Annotated in this window: 13 protein-coding genes; 12 read left to right on the top strand and 1 reads right to left on the bottom strand. The window is 59.6% G+C overall.

What is annotated here, in order from left to right; translation table 11 throughout:
* Positions 1-3 precede the first annotated feature (3 nt).
* Positions 4-363 (top strand): hypothetical protein, encoded by a 360-nt coding sequence (locus tag BSG19_RS09730; RefSeq protein WP_092987459.1) that lies wholly within the window; start codon positions 4-6, stop codon positions 361-363.
* A gap of 388 nt (positions 364-751) precedes the next feature.
* Here BSG19_RS09730 and BSG19_RS09720 read toward each other — a convergent pair whose 3' ends face one another.
* Complete coding sequence (locus tag BSG19_RS09720; protein ID WP_092987455.1) at positions 752-1,030, bottom strand: hypothetical protein; 279 nt, start codon at positions 1,028-1,030, stop codon at positions 752-754.
* Positions 1,031-1,089: 59 nt separating this feature from the next.
* Here BSG19_RS09720 and BSG19_RS09715 point away from each other — a divergent pair, with 59 nt between their 5' ends.
* The 11 genes from BSG19_RS09715 to BSG19_RS09665 form a co-directional block, all read left to right on the top strand.
* The gene (locus BSG19_RS09715) at positions 1,090-4,272 is read left to right on the top strand and encodes a phage tail length tape measure family protein (RefSeq protein ID WP_170865918.1); all 3,183 of its coding nucleotides are present in this window, start codon (positions 1,090-1,092) and stop codon (positions 4,270-4,272) included.
* 2 nt (positions 4,273-4,274) lie between these two features.
* On the top strand, positions 4,275-5,033 hold the full coding sequence (locus BSG19_RS09710; protein ID WP_092987451.1) for a hypothetical protein: 759 nt from the start codon (positions 4,275-4,277) through the stop codon (positions 5,031-5,033).
* A complete protein-coding gene (locus BSG19_RS09705) occupies positions 5,033-5,635 on the top strand; it encodes a hypothetical protein (RefSeq protein WP_092987449.1) in 603 nt (200 codons plus the stop codon). The genes BSG19_RS09710 and BSG19_RS09705 overlap by 1 nt, the downstream gene beginning before the upstream one ends.
* A 17-nt stretch (positions 5,636-5,652) precedes the next feature.
* A complete protein-coding gene (locus tag BSG19_RS09700) occupies positions 5,653-6,069 on the top strand; it encodes a DUF6950 family protein (protein WP_092987447.1) in 417 nt (138 codons plus the stop codon).
* Positions 6,066-8,282 (top strand): phage tail protein, encoded by a 2,217-nt coding sequence (locus tag BSG19_RS09695; protein WP_092987446.1) that lies wholly within the window; start codon positions 6,066-6,068, stop codon positions 8,280-8,282. Before BSG19_RS09700 ends, BSG19_RS09695 begins: the two co-directional genes overlap by 4 nt.
* Entirely contained in the window at positions 8,279-8,728 is a 450-nt protein-coding gene (locus tag BSG19_RS09690; RefSeq protein WP_092987444.1) for a hypothetical protein, read from the top strand. Before BSG19_RS09695 ends, BSG19_RS09690 begins: the two co-directional genes overlap by 4 nt.
* 112 nt (positions 8,729-8,840) lie before the next feature.
* Positions 8,841-11,702 carry a hypothetical protein gene (locus BSG19_RS09685; RefSeq protein ID WP_092987442.1) on the top strand — a complete coding sequence of 954 codons (2,862 nt, stop codon included), beginning with the start codon at positions 8,841-8,843 and terminating at the stop codon, positions 11,700-11,702.
* Positions 11,702-12,559 (top strand): hypothetical protein, encoded by an 858-nt coding sequence (locus tag BSG19_RS09680; protein WP_092987440.1) that lies wholly within the window; start codon positions 11,702-11,704, stop codon positions 12,557-12,559. Before BSG19_RS09685 ends, BSG19_RS09680 begins: the two co-directional genes overlap by 1 nt.
* A gap of 164 nt (positions 12,560-12,723) precedes the next feature.
* A complete protein-coding gene (locus BSG19_RS09675) occupies positions 12,724-13,425 on the top strand; it encodes a pyocin knob domain-containing protein (RefSeq protein ID WP_139274751.1) in 702 nt (233 codons plus the stop codon).
* 25 nt (positions 13,426-13,450) lie between these two features.
* A complete protein-coding gene (locus tag BSG19_RS09670; protein WP_092987436.1) occupies positions 13,451-13,789 on the top strand; it encodes a hypothetical protein in 339 nt (112 codons plus the stop codon).
* 47 nt (positions 13,790-13,836) lie between these two features.
* On the top strand, positions 13,837-14,073 hold a 237-nt coding region (locus BSG19_RS09665; RefSeq protein ID WP_139274750.1), incomplete at its 3' end, for an IS66-like element accessory protein TnpA.

The raw sequence follows: 14,073 nt of genomic DNA, 5'->3' as shown, positions 1-14,073 counted from the left end.
CCCATGGCAGACGCTGTAAATCTAGCCCGCGGCGAGGTCGCGCTCAAGATCGACGACGTCGATCTGGTCCTCGCCGGCACCATGAACGGTCTGGCCGCTGTCTCCGCAGCACTTCAGTGCAAGTCCTTGTCGGATCTGTGGCAACGGCTTGCGGGCGTGGAAGTCGGGGCGACCATGGCGGCGATCCAGTTCCTCACCATCAAGGGCGACAAGGCCGCGGCGCTGAACAAGATTCAGCTGCGGCATTTCGCCGACTGCTCGGTCGCTTTCAACGATCTGATTTCCGCCCACCTCGATGAGGCTGGCGAAAAGGGAAACGAAAGCGCCGCGACGGAAGCAAAGACCGAAGCGGCGAAGACCTAAACACCGAGCAGCAGCTGCGCCAGTGGCTGAGAACGGCTCATAAGATCGGCTGGCGGCCGCCTGATTTCTGGGCGGCTACGCTGGTGGAGTTCTTTGAGGCGATCGAAGCGCACAACGACGATGGCAGCGACAACAGCAGTTGCCCGCCGTCAGAACGCGAAATGCGGGCGCTTATGGAGGCGCATGGGGGATGAGATGACACTCGTACCGGTTACCGTACGCGTGGTCGGGCTTGATGAATTTCGCCGAGCAGCTGAGAAATTCGGCAATGTTGAGGCTGAGGAAATCGCTATCGAGCCGCTTTTGCTTTTCGATGGGAGCGAGCAATACCGAGCGCGCGCCGGTCGAAGCTTCGTGCGGGACCACAATGGAGAAATAGCCGTAGTTCTCAATCCTCTCTTGGCATAGGCGAGTTGACGGTGAAGCGACAAGGTTCTCCACCGAAGACCGCCACTTCAACGGCGTGACCGTCCTCCAAGGTCATGCGGAGTTTGGTGCTCTGCGGAAGAGGGATGAGGGCCTGCATCCGGATGCCCGACACTACGCCTTTCGTGGCGTTGCGGTTCCCGTTGCCTTCTCTCCTAATCTGGTATCGGACGTCATAGGTAGCATCCTCAATCTCTAGCTTGCCGTTCCCCGACCACGTCTCAACGATCATCTTCGCCATTCCCACCTCCCAAGGCCCGCAACTCCTGCGGGCTTTTTCGTATGCTAGGACACTTGCCGATGGCTGACAATTCCGATGACCTGATCATCTCGATTAGCACGGACCTAGCCACGGTTCGCCGCAGCCTAAAACGGCTGGAAAGCGACATTGCCGCCTCTTCCAGCAAGGTCGAAAAGCAATTCGACAGCATGGGCAAGGGCATCGACAAGTCGATGACATCTGCCTTGCAGGCCCGGATTGACAAGATGGTCGGGATTGGTACGCAGGGCGCGAAGGAGTGGAGTGGAGCGCTTGCTGATCAGGGCAAGGAGCTTGAGCGCCTGCGGGCGAAATACAATCCTCTTTTTTCGACGATCAACAATTACAAGCAGTCGGTAGCCGATATCCGGCGGGCGCATTCCCTCGGCGCGATCTCCGCGACGGAGATGACCGCAGCCATCACCAAGGAGCGGCAAGCCGCACTGGCGTCTACAGCCGCGATAAAGGGCCGCAATGCGGCTCTGGCGGATACGCCGGTTCAGCGGGCGCAGGCTGGCGCCAATAACGCCAACCCCTACACATCAAACATCGCCGCGCAGTTTCAGGACATTGGCGTTACCGCAATGGGTGGCATGTCGCCGCTGCAGATTGCGCTTCAGCAGGGCACGCAGCTTTCGGCGGTATTTACCGATCTCAAGTCGAGCGGTGCGGGGCTTGGTTCTGCACTCGGCGCAGCCTTCGCCTCCATCGTATCTCCTGTTTCACTGGTAACTATTGGCTTGGTTGCCGCCTCGGCTGCCGCTATCCAGTATTTTTCGAGTTCCGAGACGGAAGCGGATAAGAGCGCAGAGGCGCTGAAGAACCACACCGACCTCATCCGCAGGATCCGCGAGGCGTGGCCGGCGGCTGCAGAAGGCGTTCGCGAGTATTCGGCCGAAAGCAAGAACCTCGTTAAGCAAGATACGAAGGATGCGATTGACCTTTATAAGACGCTGGTTGCCGAAACGGCAAAGACGTCGAAAGGGTCTATTCTCAGCTTGCCGGCCTCTGACTTCCAAGGCGCGACATACACGATCTCACAAATCCAGTCGGCCATTGCCGCGCTGGATAAATCAGTTGCAGACGGCAGCCCTAACATCCGGGCCTTCGTCGACTCCCTGATCGCGATTGAGAACCAGACCGGAACGCCTGAAAACATTAAGGAACTCCTGAAGGAGATCCGCCAGGCTGCCAAAGACGGCCTGGATGCTCAGTCAAAGCTCGAGCCGTTGGTTGGAGTCATCTCGGGAGTAGGGCAGGCCGCCGCTCGCGAGGCATCTCGTGTAGATGCTTTCGCAAAATCTCTGTCGGATTTGCGAGGGATCGCTATCCCCGCTTTGACTGATTTAGAGCAGGTCGATCGGGCCTATGCGCAGGCCATGCAGAAGGCCGGGACACGCGAAGAGCGCGATGACGCGTTTGCTGCCCGCGAAGCAGCTAGAAACCGGATCGACGGCCAGAATCCTACGGTTACGGACGCCAACGGCCGCACACTTAATGTGCCATCGCCAGGTCAAAAGCCATCATCCCTCGACGATGCTCCAGCCAAAGCCGACGCTGCCACCAAGAAGGCGGAAACGGCCGCAGAGCGCGCCCGCAACGCTTACCGCGACCTGATCAAGTCGGCTGACGATCGCATCTCGCAGCTCAGACTTGAGATCGAACTTACCGGCCAGTATGGAACGGCCACTGAGGCCGCGCGCTTCCGCCTTGACCTGCTTCAGCAAGCTGAGGACAAAGGCCGCTCGCTCGACACGAAACAGAGGGCAGCGATCGAAGAGAAGGTCGCAGCGTACAAGAAATACTCCGAGGCTCTGGCTGAGGCGAAGCTTCGACAGGACATGTTTGACGCCAACCGTTTGGCCGGCATGTCGAAGATCGATCAGAACATCGTCCAAACGCAGAAAGAATACGGCCTTCCGCAGGATCCGAACAGCGCGACAGGTCAGGCCCTTCGTGCCCAGATCAATCGCGAGGAGATTGCCAACACCACGTCGGCTTTCCTTTCGGATTTCTCGTCGCAGGTCATTTCAGGCGGCAAGGATATCGGCGAGGCATTCACCGACGCGCTCAAGACTGCCGCTGCCAACCAGATGCAGAAGACGCTGGATAGCCTGTTCTCGCAGATCGGCAACGGGCTCGCCTCGCTGCTTATGCCCGGCTCTGGTGCGACCGGCGGCATAGGCGCGGTGGGTAGTGTTGCGTCCGCAGCGGTTGGCTCGGTTTCCAGCAGCGGAAGTGCCGTCGATCTCGCCAGCAACCTGCTCGGTCAGAGTGAGAAGGCGCCGGGAAACATCAATGCCTTTCTTAAGAAAGGTGGCGTGGACATCAATGCTGCTCAGACCGCGTGGTGCGCCGGCTTCGTCAACTCCTCGCTCGAGCAGATCGGCGTAAAGGGCACTGGCTCTCTGGCGGCTAACTCGTTCCAGAACTGGGGCACGCAAATCGCGCCCGGCCTTGCGCAGAAGGGCGACGTCCTGCTGCAGACGAACGGTCTTGGCGCCGGGCAGGCAGGCGGACACGTCGGTTTTGCGACTGGCGCATCGCGTGTGATGGACGGCAAGCAGCAGCTTCAGATGCTGTCTGGCAACTCGTCCGACTCCGTGACGAACACTTGGGTTGACGCCATGCAGGTGCAGGTCCGTCGTTCGACGGAGGCTGCAGGCGCTCTTGCCAAAGTCGCACAGTCGTCCAGCGCTGCAACGCAGGGTCTTGGCAGCCTCGCCAACGCCTTCCCATCCGCTCCGCAGGCCGGAGGCGGGATGAGTTGGCTGTCGAAGCTGTTTATGCCGAACTTCGTGCCGAACGGCGCGCAGGCTACGTTTGCGGCAGGTGGCGGACTCGGGCTCTACGACTCAGGTGGCTTCACCGGACCGGGCGGAAAGATGACGCCTGCGGGCATCGTCCACAAAGGCGAGTACGTCTTCGATGCAGAATCCGTCAAGCGCCTTGGCGTTCCCAACCTCGAACGCCTTCGCGGCTACGCGGCTGGCGGCCTTGTTGATGCTCCACGCGCACCACGCCTGAACAAGCGACAGCCGATGGGCGCCAACCAGAACACGCCGCGAGATCTGAACGTGAATATCAACGGCGCGTCCGGCGATCCGCATGTTCGCGAGCTTGTCCGCCAAGGCGTGCAAGAAGCCATGGCGGCCGACCGGGAGGCCCAGCGCCGCGGCAGTTTTGGCGCGATGCAGAGTAAGTACGCCAGCCAGAAGGGGTAACAATGGCCCGATATTTGAACGTGCCTACGCTTGAGGCGAACTTTCTGGCTCCGCTCAAGACCACGTTCGATGTTCAGGGCTCATCCCTTGACGGCGGGCGCAACGGCCTCGGCGAAGGCATTACAATGGAGATGACCGGTGGCGGTGTTGTGACCGCCACCTATGAAGATTGCAAGATCGCTACGCGTGAACAGCATGAGTACATCAACTGGCTCGGCGCCAGGCTGAACGGCTCGTTCCGCTTCGTGAATGTTCCGATTATCACGGACTGGTTCGGCCCATTCCCGATCATTGAAGGGATACCGTATCCCTTCGTGAACGCCATACCGAACGCCAACGGCTCGCTGATTAACCCCGGCGAAGCCGTTCCGGAGGCGACCGTCTTTGGGAAGATCATCGGCAACTCGGCGCTGAACGCTGGTGTGGTTCGAATGCGGATTTATCGCCTCTCGCGGCCTCTGCGCCACTCCGACTGGTTCTCGATTTATCACGTCACCAAAGGGTGGCGAGCTTACCGCTACTGGGAAGTCCTCAACCGCTATTCCGACGGAGTGGAAAGCGTTGAGGGCATTCCCTTGCCGTATCAGGAATATTCTCTGGCGCTCGCGCCGCCCCTTCGTGAGGCCGTTGCCGATGGCACGCGCGTCGAGTTCGCGCGGCCGCGCTTTGTCGCCAAGTTCCCGGCCGGATTCACGCTCCCATCTGTCGTCGAGGCGTTTTTCGTCACGCAGCAATCCATTCAGTTTACCGAGGCGTTTTGATGGGCTGGGTTCCAGACAACATCATCGAGGAGCTTCGCGGCAGCCACCAGCTCGGCATCTTCATGCGGGTAGCGACAACGCCTGCTCTGCACCTATGGTTCGGCGTCAACGACATGCCGATCGGCTTCGACAGTATCGATCCGACGGGCACGGTCTATTTGGGGGGCGGCAGGCTTCAGGGCATCCCGACACTTGAGATCCTTGTGAACGGCACGTCTGACAGCGTCGAATTCTCGGTCTCTGGCATCGATCCGGAAACCGGGTCCAAGATGATCGACAGCTTGCCGGCTGTTCGGGGCGCTGAAGTCCACATGGGCATCACGACGCTCGATCAGTACTTCCAGCCGATGAGCAGCATTATCCCGCTTTGGCCTGGCACGGCTTCGCACATCGGCGAGGCCAGTTCACCTGTTCAATCAGGGCAGGGCGCAACGCTCACGCTGTCACTCGCGGTTGCTTCCGGCAACGAAACGCGCTCGCGCCCATCGCGCTCGCTGTGGTCGTCTGCGCACCAAAAGGCGATCTCGCCCACAGACAGGTTTTGCGACCAGACAACGCGTCTGGCGCGTGGCGTTCAGCCGATCTGGCCCGTTTATAACTAACCCTACGGGGAAAACACATGACATCGCTGTCCGAGTACGCGGCTCTCCCGCACCGATGGGTGTGGGGTGGAATGGGCGGAGACGACTGCACGACATTCTGCGCGCGGTGGGTCGAAGAGGTGACGGGCACAAACCCAATCGGCAACTTCATTGGCACCTACTCTACGCGAGAAGAGGCCAACGCCATTATCGCCTTGTTGGGCGGCATTGAACGCATGATCGACGACGGCCTTGCCCGCATGGGTATCAGCCGCACCGACGATCCGCAGCCCGGCGACATTGGCCTCATCTCGGCGCCGGTCGGCTTCGAGGCCTCAGGCATCACCCAAAAACAGATTCCCGCCATCCGTTTTGGCCCGCTGTGGCTCGCGATGTCGGCGCGCGGTCCTGTTGCAAAGCAGGCGACGCACAGCGCTGCCTGGAGAATTTCATGAGTTTGCGAGCCCTCTACGAAGATATGCCGGCCTATGAGGTGGGGCGTCGGGTGAGCGAACTTGACTGGTATTCGTGCACCAGCCTGAAGACGCCCCCGCCTTCATACGACCCGATCTTCACGCCTCTGTTTGTGGCAATGGGCTTCACCGGCACGGTGCTCGGCACATCGATCACGACAGCTGGGCTGCTTTCGAGCATTGCGACTACTGCTTTGACCTTCGGCATCCAGGCATTAATGGCTCCGAAGCCTCCAAAGCCGGAGGATGGCAAGGCACCAAAGACGCAGGCCATTCCCTACAGGATTTGGTGCGTTGGCCGAAACAGGATGGCCGGAGCCTTTATGTTCTGGGAGGCTCGAGACCGGTCGCTGTATGCCGTGCAGGCTATCGCTGGACACCGGGTTCATTCGTTCAACCGCTATTGGCTGCACGACGATGAGGTGACGCTAACCCCCGACGGCTACACGGATCTGCCCGATGACGGACGGTATGGCAACAACGTCAGAATACAGACACGGCTCGGACTGCCCACCGAAACTCCTTACCAAAACCTCGTCGATGAGTTTTCTTCCGAGGGAATCTGGACATCCAGCCATCGAGGCGACGGCACAGCATCGCTGTGCATGCAGGCCAACTCGACGTCGGCTAAAAAGCAGCAAGAGAAGTTCCCCTACGGTGTTCCAAACGTAACCGTTGAGGTGGATGGAGCTCGCTGCTGGGATTTCCGCAATCCGGCGCAGAGCCCGACGAACCCGGCCACATGGACCTTCACACGTAACGCCGCGATCATTCTCGCTTGGCATCTCTGCTTCAGCGAGTTCGGCGAGCGGCTGGATTACACAAAGGCGATCATTCCCGTACTGGCTATGTGGAAGGAAGAGGCCGACATCTGCGACGAGGCAGTGGCCCTTAAGGGTGGCGGCACCGAAAAGCGCTACGAATGCAACGGCTGGGACACGGCGGAAAACAGCCCCAAGGCTGCGCTGAACGCTATCCTCGCCGCCTGTGATGGTCACCTCGTTGTTCGTGGTGATGGCGCTCGCATTCTTACCGTCGGCAAGTTCCGAGAGAGCCGCTGCACAACGCTGACGGACGCCGACATTATCGGCCATTCGATTCAGTACGACGTTCTTTTTGAGGATGAGGTCAACCGCCTCGTTCCGAAATTCACGTATCCCGAAATCGACTACGCCACGACTGACGCTGACTATTTTGAAGACACAGCTGCGCAGCTAAGGGCTGGTCGCGTTCTTTCGGAAGAGGCTGAATACACGTGGGTCCAGCAGTGGCGGCAGGCCCGCCGTCTCGGGAAGCGCGAGTGGCTTCGCATCCAGCAGAAGGTCAACGGGTCAATCGATGTTCGGCTGTCCGGCGTCAACGCCGTCTACAGCCGGTGGGTTCGCTTGTCGACGCCGATGCGGCTTTCTCGCCTGAATGGCAAAATTGTCGAAAACAGGCGGTCTGTTGTCGCGCTCACCAAAGGCGGCTTCACGATGGATATCAAACTCCATCCAGACAATATCGATGCATGGAATCCTACGGTCGACGAAGGCAAGCAGCCGCCTGTTCCGCCAAAGCCGAACCTGAACGACATCATCACGCCTGTCATCAACCTGGTGCAGGCGCGATCGAACGGCACATCTGTTTACATCCGCGTCGACCTTGTAGACCCGGAAGACGACAGCCTGACGCCTTTGGTGCGCTATCGCATCGCTGACGACGGAAGCGGCAATCCGGGCGGATGGGTCGAGCAGGAATTTCCAGAGGTCAATCCGGCCTCCGGCTTCATCAAGCTCAGCACGAACGTCGTCCCGAGCAACAAGCTTCTCGACATTCAGGCTTCGTACAAAGACTCGAACAAAAGCGGCAACTGGACGATCACGGCCAACGTCAACTCGACGCTCGATCCTACGGCGCCCGATAGCCCGGTCGACCTTCAGGTTCCTGTTTCGGCGGGCACGGTCACCTTCAGTGCTCGCGCTGCGGAGAACGACGATCAGTTCGGCGCAACGTATGTCTTGATCTTCAAGCGCGGCACGACATCCCAGAGCTTCGCGGATGCGCTTCTATCCAAGCGGCTACGCTGCGGCCCGAACGAAGTTCGATCCATTACCAGCACACCCGGCCCCGGCACATGGCGTTACTGGTGCGCAGGCGAGAACGTCTCAAAGATCGTAGGCGTGCCAGACTACAGGGACGTGGTGGTAACATGACCGACAGACAAGTCGATTATCGCAAAGACCTTACGGGTGCCGACAAGGTCGCGGCAGATGCCAAGGCTATGGCCGCTGCGGCAAAAACGACAGCGACCGAGGCGGCTGAATTGGCCGCTTCGGTTGACAAGTCGATGAAAGCGGCGGCGCTCGTCTGGGAATATACGTTCACGGTAACTCAGGCGCTGACGATTTCGCTGGCGCCTGCAACCCAGCGGTTTCTTGCTTCTGCCGCCAAAGCTGAGTTGGGAGACTTGGTGTTCATACACCCTGCCGGACGGCCCACGGTAGGCGGCGTTACGCTGGGCAGTCTTGTTCTTCAGGCGACAGGATTTGTCTCTGCGAAGGGCATCGTGGATGTGAACTACATGCTCCCGCCTCTCACTGTAGCCGGGGCGCTCTCTATGCCGATCCGTCTGCGCGGATTCCGTCCGCCCGTCAGCTAATCAGCTTCAACTCCGAACATCATCGCCCCTGCTTTGCGGGAGGCTTTCGCGCGTCCACTGGGCAGCGCGGCTACCGCAACTCGTCCGCAAGGCGTCTTTCTAGAGGGCTGTAATGGCTATTTCCAATATCTCCGTTGGTGACGTCGAAACCATCAGCAAGCTCAATCAAGCGATCGAGCGCATCAACGAGCTCGAAGGCCTGAAAGGTGGCGCGAGTTCACTGACGGCGGCTATTCAGGCCTTGATTAACGCAGCGCTCAGCGGATACGCGACGGATACCGAACTGGCGTCTGCCATACAGAACATGGCGACCGACTCTGAAGTTGCTGTGGCTATCAACGCTGCTTTGGCCTCGTACGCAACGGATGCTGAGGTATCCGCAGCAGTCACGGCGTTGCAGGCCGCTCTGACAGTCGTCATCACAAGTTCTGACACGGCTCTGTCTTCTTCAAACAGCCTTCTTGGCCAAGCCTTCGCTCGTCCTGGTGACGCCCGTGTGCTGTTCTCGTCTGCGCTGACCGGGTCCGCTCTATCTCGCGCACCGATCACCGCCGGCATCGTCGTGCCGTCTGCCGATCTCGGATCGGTCCTGCGCATCCGCGGCGTCGATACCGACGACGTGGCGGGCTATGTTGATGTTGCGCGCCGTATCGATTTCGCGATCGACCCCGGCCGGGCTTACCTCGTCTCGGCGACGATCGACCGCAATGCTGATCCGAGCGACCCGGCAAACAACGCCGTCGAGATCCGCTGGCAGAACCTGAATGCCAACAAGGCGAGCGTCAGCAATGTTCGCCTTGGCGACATCCTTCTGCCCACCGTCGCTGGCGGGCCGCTGCGCGTGTCGTTCCTGATTGGCAAGGCCGGCGCTCCTGGCACACTCGCCTACACCATCCCGCCTTCCGCCATTTACGGTCTGCCACTCGTTCGTGTTTACGGAAACGGTGCCGAGACCGACGTCGCTTCTATCGACGTGCGAGATGTCACCGACGACATCTCTGGCGGCACGGAGCTGGCGGAGATCATCAACCGCATCGCAGAAGAGGAGGAAGCCCGGCAGCAGCTTGCGCAAGTTGTGCAGTCGCTCGCTACGAGCGTCGAAAATCGCCTCCGCGTCGATGCTGACCAGAACTTGAGTTCCGAGCAGAAGCGACAGGCTAAGGAAAACCTTGGCCTCGACCGAGTCGACAACACGCCCGATAACGAAAAGCCTGTTTCGGAACTGACGCAAGCGGCGATCAACGCCTTGGTTGCAGATCTGTCGGAAGAAGGCGAGGGCAGGGCTGCTGCCGACAAGATCCACGACGACAAGATCTACGCCTACGGTTCGCGTGATGTCGTCGATCTGGCCAAGAAGTATGCGCGTTCCGGCTACGATATCGTCACGTTCAACACGTCGGGTCGGATCCTCTCGGCTCTGCGCAAGCGCGATGATACCGCCTTTCTCGGCACTCGCGGACTGGAAGTCAGCGGCGGCTTGCATTTTTTCGATAATCCCAAGTTTCGCCGATCTGGGATAATCGCGGCGACTATCGACAAATTTGGGCGCCTCATTTCTGGGTTTCGCCAGCGCGACCAGACCTATCTCTTGCCAGCGCGAGCACTTGAAGTTGGTGCGGCCACCCGGATCGATAGCGGCGCCAAGTTTGCGCGCTCCGGTGTCGTGGCTGCTGTTGTCGATCAATCTGGCCGGCTGATCCGTGGGCAGAATGCAGTCGCGCGTCGTGAGAGACTTGGCGCTGACGGCATCGAGACCCGATATCAGGGATGGGACGGACTAAACCCCGCCTCTCTGTCCAGATCGGGCTACGTCAAAGCAACGGTGAATGAGGATCGCCGTGTAATTGATGCGGTGAAGACCTCTGGGTCCGCCATCGTTAATGGCCTCGAGGTGGCGGTACCTTCCGAGGCGTGGACGAATTACGTCGTCTACACCAAGATGGTCGGAGGCTTTCAGCACGTCTTCTCCGAGAGGCGTGAGACGGGCGTGCGCCTGCAACTGTCTCGGCCGGACACCGAAAATGCCAACCCTCGCTTCGAGCCCGATGGCTCGGTAGTGTGGGAGCAGCTCACTGACAGCTACGGCCGCGTCCTTTGGACATCGGCAGCTGACAGTGTGACGACACGGCGTGTGTTCCCCATGGTCGAGATGCTTGGCGCGGGAGACAGCCTCGTCGAGGCTAACTATGGCGCACAGCTAGCCGCCCTTGCGGGGATACCTTACCGCAATATCGGGAGATCGGGCGCGACCAGTACCAACGTGGCGACGCGCTTGGGGGGGCGTCGCATGAGGCTCGCCTCTGTCACAGGGTTCATCCCCGCCTCCGGCTCAGTCGAGGTCGACAGCCTGGATGGACTTGGCGTCCTGTCTTTCTATGGTGACGCCAGCGTGAGTAACGTTCCTGGCTCGTGGGCGGGCGTACCGGGCACTCTCTCGTGGGATAAACCGACGCGCAAGATCACTTTCGCACGGACGATGGACGGCGCGGCCGTAGTCGTGCGCGGTGGTATCCCTTTCGAGCCCCTTATAATCGAGAACGGCACGGGTGCCGCGCTGCCTGACCTGATGCAGCGCATCATTGTGTTCGGCTTCGGCCGCAACGACATGGAGAACCATCTCCGGATCTTTGCTAACCTTCAGGCCGTTGTCGCTGCCATTCCCACCATCGCCAAGCACTGGGTCTTCGTGCTCCCGATGCCATCCAAGAGCGAGGTCTTGGGGAACTGGGTTGGGTACCAGTCGTATCTGGCGCTCAAGGCGCTCTGCCTTGCGGCCTATCCAAACAACACCTTCGACATGCTTGGCCACTTCCTGACAAAGGCAAATGGGTCGGCTGAGGACCAAGCGGCAGTTGCGGCGGGATACGCTCCGCCGTCGCTGATGTCGAACGATGAAATTCATCCAAATGCCATGGGCATAGCGGCCGAGGCAGGCGGGCTCTACAACTTCATCAATCCTAAAGGATATTTCTAATGGCTGGACCCTACACCAAGCTCCTCAATGTCAGCGCCTCGGGGCCAATCCTCTACCCTGATGCCATCATGGACCACGGCACCCTCTCCGTGATCGATTTCCTCGACAACTACACATGGCCAAATGAGGTGGCCGTCACGCCTGTCAGCACAACTGCGGACTACAAGCAGTTCGATGCCACTGGCCTTGAGTTTGAGGGGCCACCTGTTCGTTTCGATTATCCACTCACGGTCTACGGTGGCGCGATCAGTTACACCGGGGCGAAGGGCCGCAACCTGATCCTGCCGGATTGCTGGAAGCTCGATACCGGCATGAAGCATTTCGCCATGGGGTTCTGGCTTCAAATGAACGGAGCGATTCCAAACGGTTTCAACAACGCAATCGCCGGGTTTATTAGCGACAGCAACGTGGTTCAGTGGATAATCTCGCCGATTGGGAACTCTTCAAATGCGGTGGTCAATCTCAACCCATATTTCCGGCGAGGGGCCGCTGCTTGGGATATGAGTCTCATCAGCGCGCTCAACATTGCAGGCGACATTTTTAACAGTGGCGTGCACCAGCTGGTTTTCGAATATGAAGAAAGCGAGGATGGAAGCACCTTCGTCATGCGCTTTTACCTCGATGGCCAACTGGTGGCGACATCAGGCGCTTTTCAGACGTCGGGCGGAAACCCATTCCTGCCGAAAGCCACGGCCGGCAAGGCCAAGATCGGGTGCCCGGCAGGCTATGGCGGTGGTACCTTCACCGGTAGTTTCCGGCGCGCTTGGTTTCAGGATCTCGTCGTTTCAAATCGCGATCTTATGAAGATGGTCAAGATCGACTGGGATGAGAACGAAGACCGCATGAGGGCCTTCTGATGGGGCGCTTCTCGCTGACCACCGGTCAAGTACCATCGGCTGCGGATGCTCACGTTGGAGACCTACTGGCCAACCTGACCGACTTCAAGATCTTCGGGCGGCCCCCCGGCGGGGCTGTCGTCCTTCTGGCCAGCCGGTCGGCCTCCGATCTATTGTCAGGGGTCTTGGCAGACGCGCGCATGGCCGCTCGTGTCCGCTCTGACAGCCTGCCGGTAGCCGACGCCGACGCGGCTGTCGAGAACGGATGGTACCGGTGCGACCCAGCGTCACTGAACACACCCTATGCCAACTTCTGGATCCTGAAAGCTCAACGGTACGACACCACGATACATCAGGAGATCACGCACCACCAGCTGGCCATAAAGTATCGTCGAGCCAAGTTGGGCACTTGGACTGCTTGGGAGCAGGTGCTCGGGGGGCTGACGGAGCTTGACGCGCGGTACGCCCGCATCAACGGCAATCAGAACCTATTTGTTACAGCTGCCTATGCAGCGCTAGTCCTAAGCAAGACGGCCTCGGGTCAAGCCTCGCGCGTTGTCGGCTCAACTGCCGGGCTCACCCGCTGGGAGTTAGCATTGGGGGACGGGAGCGCGGAGTCCGGCTCGGATGCGGGCTCCAACTGCTCTCTCAATGCCTATACCGATGCCGGCGCTTACAAGATGACCCCGTGGACGGTCAGCCGCGCCACAGGCGTCATGGCGTTCAACCTGCCCGTCAAACTGCCGTCCTACACTGTCTCCACACTTCCATCGGCATCAATATTTAACGGCTGCACCATTCGCGTCAGCAATGGTGCCGGGGGTGCGAACCTCGCTACATCGAACGGCTCCGTCTGGCAGTTTGCTGCCGGCGCGACCGTCTCCTAATCCCTCGATCAGAAAGGCCACGATCATGGCATTTGAAGATAAGAAGATCCCTTACGAACTGCTCGTGCGGTACGGTCTCGATGGCAAGCCGGCCGGCGCTCACGTCCAGTATCGTCAGGTGCTAGTCGTCGATGATGTCATCCGCTCGGATGCGCTTGGGCCGGCCGAGCCGATCGACCTCGCCGGCTTCCCGACCAGCGCCATCATGTCCGACACCACGCGCGATGCCCTGGCCCAGATCGCGACGCTGAACGCTCGTGTCGATGAGCTGGCCGAGCAGGTGAATGCTGCAGCCGACACGCTGGAAGAGGCAAGCCTGCGTATCGGGCGTAAGCGCGAATTTCTCCGCACCTTCTGTAGTTGAGTGAGCTTTGGCATGAGGTGTCCACTTAAAAAAGGTGGACACCAAGTATGGGTGAAGGTCAAAAACTCGCTGTGCGGCTGGTTGGTCGGAATGGAAGACGGCGCTTCGATCAAGGTTCGAAAGATCGCCTCGTTGCGGCCTGCCTTGAACCCGGCGCATCAGTATCGAAACTGGCGCGAGAACACGGGGTCAACGCGAACCTCGTTTGGAAATGGATCAGGAAACATACCCCGGCACATCCATTATCGCCGTCTTCGACATCTGCGTTTATTCCGGTTCAGATT

Origin of the sequence: Rhizobium sp. NFR03 (assembly GCF_900111275.1) — a bacterium.
Taxonomy (GTDB): Bacteria; Pseudomonadota; Alphaproteobacteria; order Rhizobiales; family Rhizobiaceae; genus Ferranicluibacter.
Note: the sequence above shows the minus strand (reverse complement) of the source record. Positions and strands in the feature narration are given on the sequence as shown.

Coding starts and splice junctions, on each gene's coding strand:
- BSG19_RS09730 (WP_092987459.1), top strand. CDS start 4: ATGGCAGACGCTGTAAATCTAGCCCGCGGCGAGGTCGCGCTCAAGATC.
- BSG19_RS09720 (WP_092987455.1), bottom strand. CDS start 1,030: ATGGCGAAGATGATCGTTGAGACGTGGTCGGGGAACGGCAAGCTAGAG.
- BSG19_RS09715 (WP_170865918.1), top strand. CDS start 1,090: ATGGCTGACAATTCCGATGACCTGATCATCTCGATTAGCACGGACCTA.
- BSG19_RS09710 (WP_092987451.1), top strand. CDS start 4,275: ATGGCCCGATATTTGAACGTGCCTACGCTTGAGGCGAACTTTCTGGCT.
- BSG19_RS09705 (WP_092987449.1), top strand. CDS start 5,033: ATGGGCTGGGTTCCAGACAACATCATCGAGGAGCTTCGCGGCAGCCAC.
- BSG19_RS09700 (WP_092987447.1), top strand. CDS start 5,653: ATGACATCGCTGTCCGAGTACGCGGCTCTCCCGCACCGATGGGTGTGG.
- BSG19_RS09695 (WP_092987446.1), top strand. CDS start 6,066: ATGAGTTTGCGAGCCCTCTACGAAGATATGCCGGCCTATGAGGTGGGG.
- BSG19_RS09690 (WP_092987444.1), top strand. CDS start 8,279: ATGACCGACAGACAAGTCGATTATCGCAAAGACCTTACGGGTGCCGAC.
- BSG19_RS09685 (WP_092987442.1), top strand. CDS start 8,841: ATGGCTATTTCCAATATCTCCGTTGGTGACGTCGAAACCATCAGCAAG.
- BSG19_RS09680 (WP_092987440.1), top strand. CDS start 11,702: ATGGCTGGACCCTACACCAAGCTCCTCAATGTCAGCGCCTCGGGGCCA.
- BSG19_RS09670 (WP_092987436.1), top strand. CDS start 13,451: ATGGCATTTGAAGATAAGAAGATCCCTTACGAACTGCTCGTGCGGTAC.